Origin of the sequence: Actinokineospora bangkokensis (assembly GCF_001940455.1) — a bacterium.
GTDB lineage: Bacteria > Actinomycetota > Actinomycetes > Mycobacteriales > Pseudonocardiaceae > Actinokineospora > Actinokineospora bangkokensis.
Map to the genome: position 1 here is coordinate 172,761 of NZ_MKQR01000026.1, position 18,333 is coordinate 191,093.

General features: G+C 73.7%; 20 protein-coding genes. 6 read left to right on the plus strand and 14 right to left on the minus strand.

Annotated features, from left to right (window positions below):
- Positions 1 to 99: 99 nt before the first annotated feature.
- The 3 genes from BJP25_RS36320 to BJP25_RS23400 all read left to right on the plus strand — a co-directional run bounded on the left by BJP25_RS36320 (position 100) and on the right by BJP25_RS23400 (position 1,332).
- Positions 100 to 234 (plus strand): hypothetical protein, encoded by a 135-nt coding sequence (locus BJP25_RS36320; RefSeq protein ID WP_269844572.1) that lies wholly within the window; start codon positions 100 to 102, stop codon positions 232 to 234.
- A 99-nt stretch (positions 235 to 333) separates the two neighbouring features.
- Positions 334 to 738, plus strand: a complete 405-nt coding sequence (locus tag BJP25_RS23395; protein ID WP_075977156.1) for a DUF4190 domain-containing protein — start codon at positions 334 to 336, stop codon at positions 736 to 738.
- A gap of 246 nt (positions 739 to 984) precedes the next feature.
- Positions 985 to 1,332, plus strand: a complete 348-nt coding sequence (locus tag BJP25_RS23400) for a hypothetical protein (RefSeq protein ID WP_075977157.1) — start codon at positions 985 to 987, stop codon at positions 1,330 to 1,332.
- 288 nt (positions 1,333 to 1,620) lie between these two features.
- On the opposite strand, the gene glpK is transcribed toward BJP25_RS23400, so the two are convergent.
- Together glpK and BJP25_RS23410 are read right to left on the minus strand one after the other, a co-directional pair.
- Positions 1,621 to 3,132, minus strand: coding sequence for a glycerol kinase GlpK (gene glpK / locus BJP25_RS23405; RefSeq protein WP_075977158.1), 1,512 nt, complete (start codon positions 3,130 to 3,132; stop codon positions 1,621 to 1,623).
- 27 nt (positions 3,133 to 3,159) lie between these two features.
- A complete protein-coding gene (locus tag BJP25_RS23410; RefSeq protein WP_075977159.1) occupies positions 3,160 to 3,903 on the minus strand; it encodes an MIP/aquaporin family protein in 744 nt (247 codons plus the stop codon).
- A gap of 181 nt (positions 3,904 to 4,084) precedes the next feature.
- Between BJP25_RS23410 and glpD the strand changes: the two genes are divergently transcribed.
- Positions 4,085 to 5,824, plus strand: a complete 1,740-nt coding sequence (gene glpD / locus BJP25_RS23415; RefSeq protein WP_198943591.1) for a glycerol-3-phosphate dehydrogenase — start codon at positions 4,085 to 4,087, stop codon at positions 5,822 to 5,824.
- Between the two features lie 401 nt (positions 5,825 to 6,225).
- On the opposite strand, the gene BJP25_RS23420 is transcribed toward glpD, so the two are convergent.
- The 7 genes from BJP25_RS23420 to BJP25_RS23450 all read right to left on the minus strand — a co-directional run bounded on the left by BJP25_RS23420 (position 6,226) and on the right by BJP25_RS23450 (position 12,717).
- Positions 6,226 to 7,014, minus strand: coding sequence for an ESX secretion-associated protein EspG (locus tag BJP25_RS23420; RefSeq protein ID WP_075977161.1), 789 nt, complete (start codon positions 7,012 to 7,014; stop codon positions 6,226 to 6,228).
- Positions 7,015 to 7,019: 5 nt separating this feature from the next.
- Positions 7,020 to 8,465: a PPE domain-containing protein gene (locus tag BJP25_RS36325; RefSeq protein ID WP_075977162.1), complete on the minus strand. Its 1,446-nt coding sequence runs from the start codon at positions 8,463 to 8,465 to the stop codon at positions 7,020 to 7,022.
- Between the two features lie 51 nt (positions 8,466 to 8,516).
- Positions 8,517 to 8,906, minus strand: a complete 390-nt coding sequence (locus BJP25_RS23430; protein WP_143219271.1) for a transcriptional regulator — start codon at positions 8,904 to 8,906, stop codon at positions 8,517 to 8,519.
- 121 nt (positions 8,907 to 9,027) lie between these two features.
- Positions 9,028 to 9,576, minus strand: coding sequence for a GNAT family N-acetyltransferase (locus BJP25_RS23435; protein WP_075977164.1), 549 nt, complete (start codon positions 9,574 to 9,576; stop codon positions 9,028 to 9,030).
- A 444-nt stretch (positions 9,577 to 10,020) separates the two neighbouring features.
- Positions 10,021 to 10,413, minus strand: coding sequence for a DUF1707 SHOCT-like domain-containing protein (locus BJP25_RS23440; RefSeq protein WP_075977165.1), 393 nt, complete (start codon positions 10,411 to 10,413; stop codon positions 10,021 to 10,023).
- A gap of 36 nt (positions 10,414 to 10,449) precedes the next feature.
- On the minus strand, positions 10,450 to 10,905 hold the full coding sequence (locus BJP25_RS23445) for a DUF1707 SHOCT-like domain-containing protein (protein ID WP_075977166.1): 456 nt from the start codon (positions 10,903 to 10,905) through the stop codon (positions 10,450 to 10,452).
- Between the two features lie 30 nt (positions 10,906 to 10,935).
- On the minus strand, positions 10,936 to 12,717 hold the full coding sequence (locus BJP25_RS23450) for an acetyl/propionyl/methylcrotonyl-CoA carboxylase subunit alpha (protein WP_075977167.1): 1,782 nt from the start codon (positions 12,715 to 12,717) through the stop codon (positions 10,936 to 10,938).
- Between the two features lie 253 nt (positions 12,718 to 12,970).
- On the opposite strand from BJP25_RS23450, the gene BJP25_RS23455 reads away from it, so the two are divergent.
- The gene (locus tag BJP25_RS23455; protein WP_075977168.1) at positions 12,971 to 13,558 is read left to right on the plus strand and encodes a hypothetical protein; all 588 of its coding nucleotides are present in this window, start codon (positions 12,971 to 12,973) and stop codon (positions 13,556 to 13,558) included.
- A 490-nt stretch (positions 13,559 to 14,048) separates the two neighbouring features.
- Here BJP25_RS23455 and BJP25_RS23460 read toward each other — a convergent pair whose 3' ends face one another.
- The 5 genes from BJP25_RS23460 to BJP25_RS23480 form a co-directional block, all read right to left on the minus strand.
- Complete coding sequence (locus BJP25_RS23460) at positions 14,049 to 14,978, minus strand: aldo/keto reductase (RefSeq protein ID WP_198943609.1); 930 nt, start codon at positions 14,976 to 14,978, stop codon at positions 14,049 to 14,051.
- 59 nt (positions 14,979 to 15,037) lie between these two features.
- The gene (locus BJP25_RS23465) at positions 15,038 to 16,015 is read right to left on the minus strand and encodes an aldo/keto reductase (protein ID WP_075977170.1); all 978 of its coding nucleotides are present in this window, start codon (positions 16,013 to 16,015) and stop codon (positions 15,038 to 15,040) included.
- Positions 16,012 to 16,425: a MerR family transcriptional regulator gene (locus BJP25_RS23470; RefSeq protein ID WP_075977171.1), complete on the minus strand. Its 414-nt coding sequence runs from the start codon at positions 16,423 to 16,425 to the stop codon at positions 16,012 to 16,014. Before BJP25_RS23470 ends, BJP25_RS23465 begins: the two co-directional genes overlap by 4 nt.
- A gap of 62 nt (positions 16,426 to 16,487) precedes the next feature.
- Positions 16,488 to 16,874 carry a type II toxin-antitoxin system death-on-curing family toxin gene (locus BJP25_RS23475; protein WP_075977172.1) on the minus strand — a complete coding sequence of 129 codons (387 nt, stop codon included), beginning with the start codon at positions 16,872 to 16,874 and terminating at the stop codon, positions 16,488 to 16,490.
- Between the two features lie 14 nt (positions 16,875 to 16,888).
- Entirely contained in the window at positions 16,889 to 17,095 is a 207-nt protein-coding gene (locus BJP25_RS23480) for a ribbon-helix-helix protein, CopG family (RefSeq protein ID WP_075977779.1), read from the minus strand.
- A 69-nt stretch (positions 17,096 to 17,164) separates the two neighbouring features.
- Between BJP25_RS23480 and BJP25_RS23485 the strand changes: the two genes are divergently transcribed.
- On the plus strand, positions 17,165 to 17,761 hold the full coding sequence (locus BJP25_RS23485; RefSeq protein WP_075977173.1) for a TetR/AcrR family transcriptional regulator: 597 nt from the start codon (positions 17,165 to 17,167) through the stop codon (positions 17,759 to 17,761).
- Positions 17,762 to 18,333: the final 572 nt, after the last annotated feature.

Consider the following 18,333-nt stretch of genomic DNA (forward strand, 5'->3'; position numbering starts at 1 on the left):
CAAGATCGGGTGAATGCAATCAGCTTGTCTAGTCAATTGACATCGAAAGCGGTACTCATGGTGGCCCTGTTGCGCCACAGGTTGTCATGGAGGACCACCATGTCCGCACGAACCGAATGCCCGGAGTGCCTCGGCTCGGGCCTGGCCCCGAACCGCCGCGACTTCTGCCCCCGCTGCGGGGGCATCGGCCAGGTGCCGCGGGGGGTGTCGGAGCCGGTGCGCGTGCGCCGCTGAGCCCGCGCAGGCCGCGTCACGGTCGCGTCACACCGGTAACGATGCGCCTCCGGCGGCCGACTGGGGGTAAAGAAATCGTCAGCCAGGAAAGGCGCCACCGTGACCTACCCACAGTCGGACTCCCAGCCCACCGACCCGGCGGCGCAGGGCTACCAGGCAGCCCCGTCCGCCCCGAGCTACGACACGAACTCCGGCCAGTTCCCGCAGGCGCCGTACCAGGGCGTCGCCCCCCAGCAGCAGTACCAGAACGGCATCGGCACCGGGGGCTTCGTCTGCGGCCTGCTCGGCCTCATCCTCTTCTGGTTCAGCTTCGTCGGGATCATCCTGGCGATCATCGGCATCGCGCTGTCCGGTGTCGGCATCTCCAAGGCCAACAAGGGCCAGGCCAACAACAAGGGCCTCGCCATCGCGGGCCTGGTGTGCGGTGTCGTCGGCCTCGCGCTGTTCGTCATCGTGGTGCTGATCGTCGCGGCGGCCCTGTCCTCGGGCAGCATCTCCTACTGACCCGGGGGACCGGGGTGGCGACCACGAACCGCCACCCCGGTCCAGCCGCGCGCGTGGTGAAACGGCCACGCGCTGTCACCGCGGGTCGGTAGTGTCCGCCCCGTGCACCAACCACCACTGGGCCATCCGCAGGGACCGGGCCCCACCTGGCCCGCGCCGCCGCACCCGCCCACCCACGCCCCGCACGCCGGCCACGCGCCTCCCCCCGGGCACTCCCCCGGCTACGCACCGGCCCCGGGCCACCCGATGCCCCCTGGTCCCGGGCCGTTCCCCGGCCACCAGCAGGCGCCAGCCCACGCCCACCCCGGCGCCTTCGGCTTCCCCCAGCAACCGCGGTCGAACGGCAAGGCCATCGGCGGCCTGATCTGCTCTGCGCTCGGCCTCGTCGGCATCCTCATGCTCATCCCGGGTCTCGTCCTGGGCACCACCGGCCTCCTGCTGTCGTTGAGCGCGGCGGGCGCGGCCAAGCGCGGCGAGGCCGACGGCGCCGCCGTCGCGAAGGCGGGCACGATCTGCGGCACCACCGCGCTGGCGGGCACCCTGGTGTTCTGGACGATCATGACCATCGTCAAGTGGCGGCAGTGGTTCCCGTGATCCCCGGTCACCCGTCGCACCCCGGCGCCCCCACCCGGGCCAGTGGCCGCAGCGGCCCGGGTACGCCCCCGGCCCACCCGACCACCCGCCGCCGCAGCCTTCCCAACCGACCACGCGCCCGCACGCCTTTCCGCCTCCCCAAGCCGCAACGCCCCTTGCCGCCCACCGCGAGCCCACACTCCTCCCCCACCACAACCCCTTGCGACACAGGGTTTCCCGCACCCGCGCGCCAACCCGACTGACCGAGCCGCTCCCGGTGGGGGGCGCCGCCCACCGGGAGCGGTCGGGTCAGTCGGACTCGACCCAGTCGAAGGTGCGGGTGACGGCCTTCTTCCACTCCGTGAACGTGCGCTCCCGCTGGGCCTCGTCGAGGTCGGGGGTCCACTCCTTGTCCTTGGCCCAGTTGCGGCGGATGTCGTCCTCCCCCGCCCAGAAGCCCACGGCCAGGCCCGCGGCGTAGGCGGCGCCGAGCGCGGTGGTCTCCGCGACCACCGGGCGGATCACCGGCACGCCGAGGATGTCGGCCTGGAACTGCATGAGCAGCTCGTTGACCACCATGCCGCCGTCGACCTTGAGCGACTTGAGCGGCACGCCGGAGTCGGCGTTCATCGCCTCGATGACCTCCCGGGACTGGAACGCCGTGGCCTCCAGCACCGCGCGGGCGAGGTGGCCCTTGTTGACGAACCGGGTCAGGCCGACGATCGCGCCGCGGGCGTCGGAGCGCCAGTAGGGGGCGAACAGGCCGGAGAAGGCGGGCACGAAGTAGCAGCCGCCGTTGTCCTCGACCGAGCGGGCGTGCTCCTCGATCTCCGCCGCCGAGGTGATCATGCCGAGGTTGTCGCGGATCCACTGCACCAGCGAGCCGGTGACCGCGATCGAGCCCTCCAGCGCGTACACCGGGGCGTTGTCCCCGATCTTGTAGCACACGGTGGTGAGCAGGCCGTTCTCGCTCATCACCCGCTCGGTGCCGGTGTTGAGCAGCACGAAGTTGCCGGTGCCGTAGGTGTTCTTGGCCTCGCCGGGCGACAGGCACGCCTGGCCGAAGGTGGCCGCCTGCTGGTCGCCGAGGATGCCCGCGATCGGCACCCCGGCCAGCGCGCCGCGCTCGCGGACCTTGCCGTAGACCTCCGAGGACGACCTGATCTCCGGCAGCATCGACAGCGGGATGCCCATCTCCGCGGCGATGTCGGCGTCCCACTCCAGGGTCCCCAGGTCCATCAGCAGGGTGCGCGAGGCGTTGGTGGGGTCGGTGACGTGCACGCCGCCGTCGACCCCGCCGGTCATGTTCCACAGCAGCCAGGTGTCCATGTTGCCGAACAGCAGCTCGCCCGCCTCGGCCCGCTCGCGCGCGCCCTCGACGTTGTCCAGCACCCACTTGACCTTGGGCCCGGAGAAGTAGGTGGCCAGCGGCAGGCCGGTGCGGTCGCGGTAGCGCTCCTGCCCGCCGCCGAGGTTGCCCAGCTCGGTGGCGATGCGGTCGGTGCGGGTGTCCTGCCAGACGATCGCGTTGTACACCGGCGCACCGGTGGCGCGGTCCCACACCACGGCGGTCTCGCGCTGGTTGGTGATGCCGACGGCGGCGATGTCGGCGGCGGTCAGGTCGGCCTTGGCCAGCGCGCCCGCGGCCACGGCGCGGGTGTTCTCCCACACCTCGGCGGGGTCGTGCTCGACCCACCCCGCCCTGGGGAAGATCTGCTCGTGCTCGCGCTGGTCCACCGCGACCACCTCGCCCGCGTGGCTGAAGATCATGCAGCGGGTGGAGGTGGTGCCCTGGTCGATGGCGGCGACGTAGGTGGTCATCTTCGGTGATCTGCCTTTCGGGGGCGGTCAGGCGGCGGGCAGGACGCGGAACAGCAGGCCGGCGAGCACGGCGCCGACCAGCGGGCCGACCACGGGGACCCAGGAGTACCCCCAGTCGGCACCGCCCTTGCCCCGGATCGGCAGCACCGCGTAGGCGAGGCGCGGGCCGAGGTCGCGGGCGGGGTTGATGGCGTACCCGGTCGGGCCGCCGAGGGAGTTGCCGATGCCGATGACGACGAACATCACCGCGGCGTAGCCCAGCGCGGAGTTGCCGAAGTTCGGCACGCCCTCCTCGCCCACCTTGGCACCGGGGGACAGCAGGACCCACAGGATCAGCACGAAGGTGCCGATGACCTCGGTGGCGACGTTCCAGGGCAGGTTGCGCACGGTGGGGCCGGTGGCGAAGATCCCGAGCGTGTTCCCGGGCTCGTCGTGGTCGTCGAACTGGAGCTTGTAGGCCACCCAGCACAGCACCGCGCCGAGGAACGCGCCCGCCAGCTCACCGATGAGGTAGGCCGGGACGTCCCCGGCGGGCAGCTTGCCCGCGGTGAGCAGGCCGATCGTGACGGCCGGGTTGAGGTGCGCCCCGGTGGGGGCGGCGATGCTGGCGCCGACGAAGACCGCCATGCCCCAGCCCATGTTGACCAGCAGCCACCCGCCGCCCGCGCCCAGCGACGAGCGCAGCACGGTGTTGGCGACCACACCGCAGCCGAGCAGGGTCAGCGCAGCGGTACCCAGAAACTCCCAGAGGACGATCTCACCGAAGCCCACCGACCGGAATCCCTTCGACGGGGATGGGCAGCGCGCGGCCGCCGGTCGGGCGGCCGCGGCGCCCACCCTGAGTGACTTCGGACGCTACCGCCAAGTTCACGCGGCTGTCCACGGCTGGGTTTCGCGCACCGTGCGCGTGTCGCGGGTAGCGTTGGGGGCATCCGATCCGGCGGGAGGCACGGTGTCCGACAAGCGATCCACAGCGGACTCGACGGGGGTGCTCGGCCCGGCCGAGCGCGCCGCGGCGTGGGAGCGGCTCGGGTCCGAGCAGTTCGACGTGGTGGTCATCGGCGGCGGCGTGGTGGGGGTCGGGGTGGCCCTGGACGCGGCGACCCGCGGCCTGCGGGTGGCCCTGGTGGAGGCCCGCGACCTGGCCTCGGGCACCTCGTCGCGGTCGAGCAAGCTGTTCCACGGCGGCCTGCGCTACCTGGAGCAGCTGGAGTTCGGGCTGGTGCGCGAGGCGCTGCGGGAGCGCGAGCTGATGCTCACCCGGATCGCCCCGCACCTGGTCAAGCCGGTGGCGTTCCTGTACCCGCTCACCCACCGGGTGTGGGAGCGGCCCTACACCGCGGCCGGGCTGTTCCTCTACGACTCGATGGGCGGCTCCCGCTCGGTGCCCGGCCAGAAGCACCTGACCCGCTCGGGCGCGCAGCGGATGCTGCCCGCGCTCAAGCGCGACGCGCTGATCGGCGGCATCCGCTACTTCGACGCCCAGGCCGACGACGCCCGGCACACCATGACCGTGGCCCGCACCGCCGCCCACTACGGCGCCGTCGTGCGCACCTCCACGCAGGTGGTGGACTTCGTCCGCGAGGCGGACCGGGTGTCCGGGGTGCGGGTGCGCGACGTGGAGAGCGGTCAGGAGGTCGACGTCCGCGCGGGCGTGGTGGTCAACTGCACCGGGGTGTGGACCGACGAGATGCAGAAGGCGTCGGGCTCCCGGGGCCGGTTCCGGGTGCGCGCGTCCAAGGGCGTGCACATCGTGGTGCCGCGCGACCGCATCGTCTCCGAGGACACCGGGCTGATCCTGCGCACGGAGAAGTCGGTGCTGTTCGTCATCCCGTGGCGCAACCACTGGATCGTCGGCACCACCGACACCGACTGGAACCTCGACCTGGCGCACCCCGCGGCGACCAGGGCCGACATCGACTACATCCTCGAACACGTCAACAAGGTCCTGGCCACCCCGCTCACCCACGACGACATCGAGGGCGTCTACGCGGGCCTGCGCCCCCTGCTGGCGGGCGAGGACGAGCAGACCTCCAAGCTCTCCCGCGAGCACGCCGTGGCCAGGGTCGCCCCCGGCCTGGTGGCCATCGCGGGCGGCAAGTACACCACCTACCGGGTCATGGCCAAGGACGCCGTCGACGCCGCCGCGGTCGACCTGCGCGGCCGCCTGCAACCCTCGATCACCGACCAGGTGCCCCTGCTGGGCGCCGACGGCTACCACGCCCTGGTCAACCAGACCGACCTGCTCGCCAGCCGCCACGGCCTGCACCCCTACCGGGTCCGCCACCTGCTCGACCGCTACGGCTCCCTGCTGCACGACGTCCTCGCCCTGGCCGACGACGACCCCGACCTGCTCAAGCCCATCGACGAGGCCCCCGACTACCTGCGCTGCGAGGCCGTCTACGCCGCCTCCCACGAGGGCGCCCTGCACCTGGAGGACATCCTCGCCCGGCGCACCCGCATCTCCATCGAGTACCCCCACCGCGGCGTCGCCTGCGCCCAGCAGGTCGCCGAACTCGTCGCCCCCGTCCTCGGCTGGGACGCCGACACCACCACCCGCGAGGTCGAGGTCTACCTCGCCCGCGTCGACGCCGAACGCGACTCCCAGACCCAACCCGGCGACGAGGCCGCCGACGCCACCCGCGCCGCCGCCCCCGAATCCCGCCGCTACCTCCTCGAACCCGTCGTCTGACCGCCCGGTCCCGCCCACCCCCCGCGAGGTCGCCCCCGGTGCCGAGCCGCCCACGGCGCCGGGGCACCCCCAGCGCGGGGTCTTCCCCAACGCGGGGTCTTCCCCAGCGCCGCGAGTCGTCTACAACGCCTGGCCGTCCACAACTTCGAGTCGTCCACACCGCCTGGCCGTCCACAACTTCGAGTCGTCCACACCGCCTGGCCGTCAACAGCTCCGAGTTGTCCACACCGCTTGCCGTCAACAACTCCGAGTTGTCCACAGCCACGTCGCGGGGATCGATTCCCGTCGCCCCCCGCCGGTAACGTTGAAAACAGGGGTCCCCTTGCCCGGGGTACCCCCGCACCAGCGTGCGGCCGTGCCAGTGAGCGCGCGGTCGGGCGGCGGAGGGCAGCCGACGCGGATCAGTCCCGATAGGACCCGAGCAGGCGGGAAACCTGGTGCTGCAACGCCATCGCCGTGGCAGGCGAGACGGTCGTCCACTGTGAACCGTCCGGCGAGGGCAGCCGGGTCTGCAAGTACCGCCCCTGCGGGGTGTCGAAATAGGACACAACCCGGGGCGCCCGGTGCCGCTTGCCCCACCGGTCCCGCACGGCCACGCCGATGCGCCCGTGCCCGACCACCTCGCTGATCATCTCGCCGAGCGCGGTGGCGTCGTCGGCGCGCACCCCGCGCTCGCGCAGCGCCTGCGGGAACTGCGCGGCGGGCACCGCCGCGGCGTCCTCGAACACCGACGACGGCAGCGTCACCGACCGGCCCGGCCCTGGCCCGAGGGGCGGCAGCGCGCCCACCAACTGCCGGGGCAGCCCGGTCGCGTCGGCCTCCACCAGGGTCAGCCCGTCGTCGGTGAGGGTGGCCAGCACCGCGTCGGGCCCGGTGGCGGCGGCCAGGACGCGGACCTCGGCGCCGTGCCAGAGCCTGCCGTCGACCTCCCGGTCGGGGCGCACGAGCAGGCGCAGCAGCCGCTCCAGCCGGGCGTCGAGGTCGACCGGCCTGCCGAGGCCGCGCTCGCCCAGCGACGCCCACGCCCGGTCGACCAGGTCGCGGCGTTCACGGTCGGTGCGGCCCGGGGAGGGGACCCTGAGCACCAGCGGCACCTCGATGCCCAGGTGGTCGCAGAGCACGTCGAGCTCCAGGGCCGACACCCGCAGCGCGGGCGGGCCCTGGAGCTCGGCGAACAGCGCGGTCGCCACGCGGGTCAGCCGCCGATGACGCCCGGCGGCAGGTGGACGTCCTCGCCGTTGATGTCGTGCGACTCGATGAAGTCCTGCTCGGGCTCGGCCGCGGCGGCGGTGAAGTCGCGGCGGCGGCCGCCGGTCTGGCGCCCGCCCGCGTCGCCACCGCCCGCGGCCACCGACTCGGCGGCGTCGCCGAACCACTGGCTGCCACCGAGGGCCTCGGTGCCGAACCGGCGCGGGGCCATCCGGTTGTCCGCCGGGACGCCCGCGCCACCGGCGCCGACCGGGGCGGCGCCCGCGCCCGCCGGGTTCATCGCGCCCGGGGCGGACCCGGCCGAGGCCGCGCCCGCCGCGGTGAAGTCGTCGCCACCGAGGGCACCCGCGCCCGTGAAGCCGCCCGGGCCGTGCGGGCCGGGGCGCGAGACCGGGGCGCCCTGGTGGCCGCTGGGCTGGTAGCCGCCCTGACCGCCCTGGCCGCCGCTCTGGGGCAGGTCGGCCTGCGCGGAGGCGCCCGCCTGGTTGGCCGACCCGCTCGGGGCCCCGCCGCGGACCACGCGCTCGCGGTCGCGGTCGTCGTCGCCGCGGCCGGGGACACCCTGACCGGGCAGGTAACCGCTGAACTCGCCGTGGGGCCCGCCCGCGCCCACCGGCGGCCCGTAGGGGCGGCGCGGGGTGAACCGGGGGCGGTCGACCACGCCCGCGTACGCGGGGTTGGTGCCCTCGCCGCCGCCGTGCCACCCGCCGCCGTGGTGCTGGGGCGGCCGGTGCTGGTCCTGGTGGCCGGGGGTGAGCAGGTTGCCGACGAAGTTCGCGATGCCGGTGCCCAGGTTGACGCCGGGCCCCCGGGTGCCGTGCCCGCCCGTCTCCACACCCGCCAGCGCGGTCGGCTTGGCGAAGCCGTGCGCGGTGGCCAGGTTGGTCGTGGTGTTCTGCTCGTAGGCGGCCATGACCTCGAAGGCCTTCTGCTCGCCCGCCGACCGCGCGGCCTCCACCGGCTCGGCGTCGTTCTGCACGCCGACCACGGTCAGCGCGGGGGCGGTGGCCGGGTCGGGCTGCTGGGCGGGGACGTCCTCGGGCGCGGGCATCTCCGCGCGGGCCTTGGCGACCTCGTCGGCCTGGTTCTCCACCAGCAACCGCATCGCCCCGGCCTCGGTGGCCCCCGCCTGCGCCCAGACGGCCAGCGGCGCGAGCTTGTCGTAGGCGGCGCCCGCCGCGCGACCGGCCCACTGCGAGCCGGTGGCGCTGAGCGAGTCGCCGAGGTCCTGGCCGATCTCGGTGAGGGCGGCGTGCAGCGCCGCCCAGCGGCGCGACGGGTCCGCCGAGGCCTGCGCCCCCGGCCCGTCGTGCAGCATCCGGTACAGCTCCTCGTGGGTGAACCCGCGCCAGCGCCGCACCTCGTCGGGCAGCGGCTGCTGCTGCTGGTTCCCCGCCTGCTGGGCGCCCTGCGCCGTGGCCTGCTCGGTCATGCCCGTCCCCTTGCCCTGCGTGGTCCCTCGCCCCTTGCCGGTCCTGCTCGCCTAGCCCTGGCCCCGCTGGGTGACCGTGGCCGAGTTGTCCTCCTCCAGCAGCCGGTAGTGCTCGGCGACCTTGTCCAGGTTGTGCACGGCGGTGTCGAGCTGCGCGCGGAACGACCGCAGGGCCAGCAGCGCGGCCCGCTCCTGGTCGTCGGCGGCGAGCCCGTTGACCGCGGTGGCGGCCTCCAGGCTGACCGGGTCCTTGGCCCACGGCTCGACCCGCAGCCCGATGTCGTCGAGCCCGAGCTCCCCGTCGACCCGCGCGAGCGCCTCCGCGAAGGCGGCGCGCAGCCCCGGCACCGCCTCGGGCGCGACGTTCAGCACGTCGAGCGGGTCGTCACCCCGTCCCCCCGGCCCGCCCTGGTTGCCGTGCCCGTGTCCCGCTGGTGCCACGACGCCTCCCCGTCTCCCCTGTGCGCACCGACTCTACCGAGTGCCCACCCTCGGATTCGACCGTTCCCGTGCCATGTCTCAGACGTGCACCGGGCCGCCTCGGTTCCGCAACCCGCCGGCTTCACACCGTTTCGCCCCGTACAACGTCAGGATCCACCCTCGGGTTACGCATGACCAGTACCCAGGTGTCGTCGATCTCACGCAAGGAGGTGAACCCCACCCGCTCCGCCACCCGCAGCGACGCCGTGTTCCCCACCCCGACGGTGCAGGTCAGCTCCCGCAGCCCCAACCCCCCGAACCCGAACCGCACCACGGCCCCCACCGCGTCGGTCACCACCCCGCGCCCCCGGGCCACCGGGTGCGCCCAGTACCCCACCTCGCCCACCCCCCGGGCCAGGTCCAGCCCCTTGATCAGCACCTCGGCCAGGAACCGCCCCGTCGTCGGCTCCGCCGCCACCCACGACAACCGCGTCTCCTCGACCCACTCCGCCCGCCGCCGCTCGACGTACTCGCCCGCCTCGACCAGCGACCCCACCCGGATGAACGGCAACCACCGCCTGCACTCCGCGTCGGCGAACCCCTCCACCAGCGCGGGCCGGTCGTCCATCAGCTCGTCGGCCCGGAAACCCCGCAGGTAGCAGGTCCCCGCGTTGATCTCCACCGGTTCCACGCCCCCACGCTATCCCCCACCCCCGACACCCCCGCCCCCGATCCACCCCACCCCGCCTGCGCACCACCCATCCCCGCACGAACACCCCCACCCGCACCGAGCCGCGCCTAGCACAGATCCGCCCCACCCAGGTCGCTCCATCCACAGCCCCAGGGGGACCCCCGAATTCCATCCTCCCAGCACACCACGACACCCCAGGCCTCAAGATCGCGAGTTGTCCACAGGTCCACCCAGCACCGCGCCACACCGCAGGCCCACGCGGCCACAAGCACCCGCCCTTACCACACAACACCCGCCACCAGGCGAAACCATCCACAGGCCCAGGGGGACCCCCGATTTCCACTCTGCCACGCAGGACCGACAACCCGCGCTCAAGATCGCGAGTTGTCCACAGGGGCATGAGCGGGGGCAGCGCGGGGCGAGGCAGGGCCAGCGCGGCCGGGGTCAGGGACGGCCGCCCCAGTGGCGGCCGCGGGCGGCGGCGAGCCACATCAGGGGGGCGATGAGGAAGGGGAGGGCGAGGCCCTTGGTGGCGATCACGAGGGTGATCATCAGCGCGAGCAGCACGGGGGCCAGGGCGACCGGCGGGCCGGGGCGGCGGGCCAGGCGGCCGGGGTGCGGGGCGCGGGCGGGGGCGTCGAAGCGGGGCTTGGGCTCGGGCAGGTCGCTGAACAGGGCCAGCAGGTCGCCGCGGGTCCTGGCGGTGGTGGCGGTGGCGGAGCGGTCGCCGTACTCCTCGACGTCGAGGCGGCCCGCGGCCATGTGCTCACCGAGCAGGCGCAGCGCGGTCTCCCGCTCGGCGTCGCCGATGCGCAGGTCGGGCTGGGGGTCGCTCACCACCCCGATGCTCCGACCGGGCAGCTGAGGGCGCTCTCAGGGGCGGCGGCGGGCGGCGCTCTCCAGGGTGCCCGCCGCGATCGTCACCAGCACGGTCGCCACGATCGTCCACCAGGCGCCGGTGAACGCCGTCAGGACGATGGCACCGGGGATGCCCAGCACCAGCGTCAGCGCGCACAGCGTCCCCAGCGCCTCGCTCAGCGGGGTGGCCAGCAGGCCGTCCGGCGGGGTGCGCCCCGACTTGCCCGCCGCGTCCCGCACCGCCCGCAGCGGGCTGCGGGCGGCGCTCATGTCGGGGTGCGGGGCGGGCAGGTCGGTGAACAGCGCCTCCAGCTCCGACCGCGTGCGCGCGGCACCCGCGCGCACGCAGCGGAACTCGTACTCGTCCAGCTCCAGCCGACCGGTGGCGAGGTGGGCGGCCAGCAGCCGCACCGCCTCGTCCCGCTCCGCCGCGCTGATCCGGATGCCCTGGTCGCGGCCCTGCTCCACCACGGGCCGGATCCTAGGGCCTCCGCCGGTGCCTCAGTCCTTGATCTCGCAGATCACCGAACCGGTCGTCACCGTCTCGCCCTGGGCGACGGTGAGGCCGGTGACGGTGCCGGACTTGTGCGCGGTGACCGGGTTCTCCATCTTCATGGCCTCCAGCACCACGACCAGCTCGCCCGCCTGCACGGCCTGCCCGTCCTCGACGGCGATCTTGACGATCGTGCCCTGCATCGGCGCGGCGACCGCGTCGCCGGACGCGGCGGCACCGGCCTTGGCCCCGGCCCGCTTGCGCGGCTTGGCCTTGGCGGCCGCGCCGCCCCCGCCACCGCCGCCGCCCACGGCCAGGTTGCCCGGCAGCGACACCTCCAGGCGGCGCCCGCCGACCTCGACCACGACGTTCTGGCGGGGCTCGTCCTCGCCCGCCTCGGCCGCGCCGGTGAACGGCTCGATCGTGTTGTCGAACTCGGTCTCGATCCACCGGGTGTGCACGGTGAACTTCTCGCCGTCGCCGAGGAAGGCCGGGTCGCGCACGATCGCGCGGTGGAACGGCACGACCGTGGCCATGCCCTCCACGACCAGCTCGTCGAGCGCGCGGCGGGAGCGGGCCAGCGCCTGGTCGCGGTCCTCGCCGGTGACGATGACCTTGGCCAGCAGCGAGTCGAACTGCCCGCCGATGACGGTGCCGGACTCCACGCCGGAGTCCACCCGCACGCCGGGGCCGTCGGGGGCGACCCAGCGGGTCACCGTGCCCGGGGCGGGCAGGAAGCCGCGGCCCGCGTCCTCGCCGTTGATGCGGAACTCGATGGAGTGCCCGCGCGGGGTGGGGTCCTCGGTGAAGCGCAGCTTCTCGCCCGCGGCGACCCGGAACTGCTCCAGCACCAGGTCGACGCCCGCGGTCTCCTCCGAGACCGGGTGCTCGACCTGCAGGCGGGTGTTGACCTCCAGGAAGGAGATGGCGCCGTTCGCGCCGACCAGGTACTCCACGGTGCCCGCACCGGAGTAACCGGCCTCCTTGCAGATGGCCTTGGCGGAGCTGTGGATCTCGGCGCGCTGGGCGTCGGTGAGGAACGGCGCGGGGGCCTCCTCGACCAGCTTCTGGTGGCGGCGCTGCAGCGAGCAGTCGCGGGTGCCCACGACCACCACGTTGCCGTGCTTGTCCGCGATGACCTGGGCCTCGACGTGGCGGGGCTTGTCCAGGTACAGCTCGACGAAGCACTCGCCGCGGCCGAAGGCGGCGACCGCCTCGCGCACCGCGGACTCGAACAGCTCGGGGATCTCCTCCAGGGTGCGGGCGACCTTGAGGCCGCGGCCGCCGCCGCCGAACGCCGCCTTGATCGCCACGGGCAGGCCGTGCTCCTCGGCGAAGGCGATGATCTCGTCCGCGCCGGAGACCGGCTCCTTGGTGCCGGGCACCAGCGGGGCACCGGCGCGCATGGCGATGTGCCGGGCGGTGACCTTGTCCCCGAGGTCGCGGATGGCCTGCGGGTCCGGGCCCACCCAGGTCAGCCCGGCGTCGATGACGGCCTGGGCGAACTCGGCGTTCTCGGACAGGAACCCGTAGCCGGGGTGCACCGCGTCCGCGCCGGAGCGCTTGGCGGCGTCGATCACCTTGTCGATGTCCAGGTAGCTCTCGCCGGGGGTGTTCCCGCCGAGGGCGAACGCCTCATCGGCCAACCGGGCGAACAGCGCGTCCCGGTCCGGCTCGGCGTAGACGGCGACGCTGGCGAGGCCTGCGTCCTGGCAAGCACGGATGACCCGGACGGCGATCTCGCCCCGGTTGGCGATGAGGACCTTGCTCAACGCCTTCGACTCGGACACGCCGTTCCTCCTTGACTCGCGCGGGCTGCTGGGCAGTTTACGGATTCCGCAGCCCCGGGGAACCGTAAGAACCCCCACAATCGCGGATAATGGTCGAGCAGTGGGCGCTTCACTAGCGGGGGTGACAGCTTTGCCGCTTCTACGGGTACCACGCGGAGTCCTGTGGACGGCCCTGCTGTGCGCCGCACTGGTGGTGGCCTCAGTGGGCGGTGCCGCCTGGTTGCGCCACCGGGGCGCCGCCCGGGCAGCCCAAGTGGACCCACCGCCCGCCGCGGGCCAGCCCGCCCCGACCTCCCCCGGCACCGGCGCCGACGGCTGCCGCCCCGGTGAGGCGTGCACCGTCCTGGGCACCGAGGTCATCGGCACCACCCACATCCAGCTCATCGGCGACCCCGGCGGCCGCAGCGGCCGCCTGCGCATCGGCGGCTCGGCCTCGCTGAGCCTGGTCGTGGAGCTGACCGTCGCGGGCTCCGGCGTCACCCTCGACCAGGGCTCCCTGACCTGCGTCGGCGCGGGCATCTCCGCCTGCCTCGTCCGCGGCACCGGCCCCACCGGCGTCGTCGGCCAAGCCGTCGTCGGCCGCTCCGGCACCTGGAGCCCCATCAACCGCGCCTTCACCTCCACCGCGGGCTACCTCGCCCTCAACCAGGTCTACGGCGACTCCACCCCCGAGGTCCTCGCCGCCACCTGCACCCCCGGCTGCGCCCGCGTCTACCTGCAGGTCTCCCAGATCACCGGCCCCGTCCTCGGCTGCACCCAGCCCTACCCCAGGCTGACCGCCCTCCCCCGCTACCCCGACGTCTCCGTCCCCTACGCCGCCCTCCGCCCCTGCCCCACCTGACCCCCTGTGGACAACCCCCACCTCCCCCACACCCCACCTGGCAGAATGGAATTCGGGGGTCCCCCTGGCCCTGTGGATGGATCACCCCACACCCACCGCCCTTGTGGTAGGAGCCGCGTGACCTCGCCCCCGCCCCGCTCGGGCGCACCGGGCAGCCAGCTCCCGCGGAGGACACCCCCGACCCCTGTGGACAACTGCCACCACCGTGCCCGGAACTGTCGTGCCCCCGTGGCAGAGTGGAAATCGGGGGTCCCCCTGGGCCTGTGGACAGGATCGTCCGCAGGCGCGTGATCTGTGGTAAGGGCGGAGCAGCCAGGAAACCGTTGCCGCAGCGGCACTTGGCGCACCTGTGGACAACCCCCGCCGCCCAGCCGGAACTGTCGGCCCGTGCCGGCAGAGTGGAACTCGGGGGATCCCCGGGACCTGTGGACAGAGGAACCCGCTCGCCGGGGTCCTGTGGTAGGCGACCTCGACGAGCGGGTTCCGGGGGTCAGATGCCCAGGCCGCGCAGGGCCTCGGCCGGGTACCGGGTGCCCGCGGGCCCGTCCTGGGGGACGGCGGCCTCGATGGCGGCGAGGTCGTCGGCGGACAGGTCCAGCGTGGCGGCGGCGATGTTCTCGGCGAGGTACCCGCGGCGCTTGGTGCCCGGGATGGGCACGACGTCGTCGCCGCGGGACTGGACCCAGGCCAGGGCCAGCTGCCCCGCGGTCACGCCGCGGTCGGCGGCGAGGGATTCCAGTGCGCGCACGATGGCCTGGTTGCGCTCGAAGTTGTCACCGGAAAAGCGCGGGTGGGTCCCACGGGTGTCACCGGTCGACAAATCCCCCGGCGTGGCGAAGCGACCGGTCAGGAATCCGCGGCCGAGCGGCGAATAGGCGACGACCCCGATGCCGAGTTCGCGGCAGGTGCCGAGGATCTGCTCCTCGATGTCGCGCGACCACAGCGACCACTCGGTCTGGAGCGCGGCGATCGGGTGCACCGCGGCGGCGCGGCGCAGGGTGTCCGGGCCCGCCTCGGAGAGGCCGAGGTGGCGGACCTTGCCCGCCTCGACCAGCTCCGCCATCGCGCCCACGGTCTCCTCGATGGGCACGCCGGGGTCGACGCGGTGCTGGTAGTACAGGTCGACGTGGTCCACGCCGAGCCTGCGCAGCGAGGCGTCGCAGGCGGAGCGGACGTAGGCGGCGTCGCCGCGGATGCCGCGCGCGGACGGGTTGTCCGGGTCGCGGACCACGCCGAACTTCGTGGCCAGCACCACCTCGTCGCGGCGGCCCGCGATGGCCTTGCCCACCAGCACCTCGTTGGTGTGCGGGCCGTACATGTCCGAGGTGTCGAGCAGGGTGACCCCCGCGTCGAGCGCGGCGTGGATGGTCGCGGTGGACTCCGCGTCGTCGCGCTCGCCGTAGAAGTCGCTCATGCCCATGCAGCCCAGGCCCTGCGCGCTGACCCGCAGGTCGCCCAGCGCGCGCTGCGGCAGCCCGCTCACCGGCCCACCGCCCTGCTCATGGCCCCCGCGTACCGGTCGCCCGCGAACCCCTGGGCGGCGGCCTCGATCGCGGCGACGTCCTCGGCCGAGAGCTCCAGGGTGGCGGCGGCGACGTTCTCGGCCAGGTAGGTGCGCCGCTTGGTGCCCGGGATCGGCACGACGTCGTCGCCGCGCGACTGCACCCAGGCCAGCGCCAGCTGCCCCGCGGTCACCCCGCGCTGGGCGGCCAGCGCCTCCAGCGCCTCGACGACGGCGCGGTTGCGGTCGAAGTTCTCGCCGGTGAAGCGGGGCATGCCCGCGCGCATGTCGCCGTCGCCGTACTCGGGCTTGGCGATGCGGCCGGTGAGGAACCCGCGGCCGAGCGGGGAGAACGGCACGACGCCGATGCCCAGCTCACGGCAGGTGCCCAGCACCTGGGCCTCGATGTCGCGCGTCCACAGCGACCACTCGCTCTGCAGCGCGGCGACCGGGTGCACCGCGGCGGCCCGGCGGATGGTGTCCGCGCCCGCCTCGGACATGCCCAGGTGGCGGACCTTGCCCTCCTCGACGAGCTCGGCCATCGCGCCGATGGTGTCCTCGATGGGCACCCGCGGGTCGACGCGGTGCTGGTAGTACAGGTCGATGTGGTCGACGCCGAGGCGGCGCAGCGACGCCTCGCAGCGCTCGCGCACGTACTCGCGGTCGCCGCGCACGACGACGCCCGCGTCCGGGTCGATGGACACGATGCCGAACTTCGTGGCCAGCACCACCTCGTCGCGGCGGCCCGCGATGGCCCGGCCCACCAGCTCCTCGTTGCGCCCGGCGCCGTAGATGTCGGCGGTGTCGAGCAGGGTGATGCCCGCGTCGAGGGCGGCGTGGATGGTCGCGGTGGACTCGGTGTCGTCGCCACCGCCGTAGCCGTGGCTCATGCCCATGCAGCCCAGGCCCTGCGCGCTGACCTCCAGCGCGCCCAGCGCCCTGGTGGGGATGCTCATGCGGTCGCCTCCCGCAGCTCGGGGACGGCAGCGGCCGGGGCACCGGCCTCGCACGCGGCCATCCGCTCGTAGTTGTCGATCTTGTAGTCGAGGACCTCCAGGCAGGACCGCAGCTCGGCCACCCTGGCCAGCACGTCCGCCCGGTGGCGCTCGAGGATGCGCTTGCGCGGGACCGCGCTGGCCGGGCCCTGGTGGCGCAGCCTGGCGTACTCCCGCATCAGCCTGATGGGCATGCCGGTGGTCCGCAGCCTGGTGAGGAAGGTGAGCCAGTCCAGGTCGGAGTCGGTGTAGGCCCGCCTGCCCCCGGAGTCGCGGGCGGGGGGATCGATCAGCTCGATCCGCTCGTAGTACCTGAGGGTGTCGATCGACAGCCCAGTGCGGTGGGCCGCCTCGGCGATCGCGTAGGTCACGGGGTCGACGGTAGGAGCTGGAGTGCGCTCCAGGTCAACCCGAACCGCCGCGCGCGCCCGGTTCAGGCCTGCTTGGGCAGTGCCCAGGCCTCGATCCGGTCGGCGAGGGCGGGCACCTCGATCGCGCCGCGGCCGACCTCGCGCACCAGTTCCAGCGCCTCGTCGTCGTCCGCGTCGACCCAGTGGCCGTTGATGTCGCACAGGGTGACCGCGGCGATCCAGCCGAGCTTCCAATTGCCCGCGGCCAGGGGCCGGGTGCGCACGATCGAGTCGAGCAGGGCGGCGCTCTTGGACCACAGCGTCGCGTAGGCCTCCACGCCGAGCACGGTGGCGCGCGGGCGGTGGGCGGCGGCGTCGAGCAGGCCGAGGTCGCGCACGACCAGGTCGCCCCCGGTCACGGCGGCGGCCAGCACCAGCAGGTCCCCGGCGTCGAGGTAGCTCGTGGTCACCGGGGCATGATCGGTCAGGCGGTGCCGAACCTGTCGAGCAGCCCCCGGTAGCGCGGGACCACGCGGCCCAGCACCTCGCTGAGCTGCTCCTCCTTGTTCAGTCTGGCCCAGCGGTCGGCCAGCGCCAACCGCAGGACCTCCTGCTTCGACCGCCCCTCGGCCGCCGCGAGGGCGTCCAGGCGGGCGTTGTCCTCGTCCGTCAGCCGCAGCGTCATGGCCATGACCACCACGGTACCACCGTGGTACCAGGGCGACGCGGCTTCGACAACGCGGCGGGTACGCTCCGTGGCGTGCCGCGACCGAAGACCCACGACGACGCGCTGCGCGTCCGGCTGCTCGACCGCGCAGGCGAGCTGCTGTCCAGCGAGGGCGCCTCGGCCCTGAGCCTGCGCAGGCTCGCCGCCGACGCGGGCACCTCGACCACGGCGGTCTACTCCCTCTTCGGCGGCAAGCCCGCCCTGGTCCGCGAGCTGTACGTGGAGGCGTTCCGCCGCCTGGGCACCCGCCTGCGCGCCGTCGACACCACCGGCGACCCGGCCGACTCCCTGGACAAGCTGGGCACCGCCTACCGCGAGTCCGCCCTGGCCGACCCCCACTTCTACGGGGTCATGTTCGGCGGCGTGATCCCCGGCTTCGAGCCCGACGCCGAGGCCACCGCCGAGGCCCTGGCCGCCCTGGCCCCGCTGCTGGAGGTCATCACCAACGGCATCGAGTCCGGCCAGTTCACCGCCGACCGCCCCGAGGACATGGCCATGGCCTGCTGGGGCATCGTCCACGGCCTCGTGTCCCTCGAACTCGGCGGCACCCTGCCCCCGGACCTCGACAGCGCCAAGACCTACGAGCTCGCGGTCAAGGCCAACACCCGCGGCTGGAGCCGCACCCGCTGACGCGGCACCACCCCCTTCCCCACTGGTCGCTTCCGACTTCCGGCACCCATTCTGGCGCACCGGGACGACAAGCGGGAAAACCATCCACAGCCCGGGCCCCACACCCGCGCTTACCAGAAATGACCGGGCCGCGCGAGCGCGCATCCACAGACCCTGGGGGACCCCCGATATCCATTCTCCCACATCGGGGCGGCGTGCAGGAAAATCATCCACAGGCAAGCGCGGACGATCAGACCGCATTCGGCCGGGCAACCCTCACCGACAGGTTGCCCCAGCTCAGCGAAGCCATCCAGGTGCGCCGAACCGCAGGAGCGGGGCCAGTGCGCAGACGCCAGCTAGCCCGCCAGGATCACCACCAGCTCCCCGAAGACGATCAGGCCATCCGAGCACACCGAGATCCCCTAGCACAGAACAAGCGACCCCGGGGAATACCATCCACAGGCCCCGGGGAACCCCCGAATTCCATTCTTCCACGAGGCACCGACAAATCGCGACGAAGCCCGGGAGGGTGTGGACAAACGGGGGTCAGACGGCGCCGTACTGGCGGTCGCCCGCGTCGCCGAGGCCGGGGA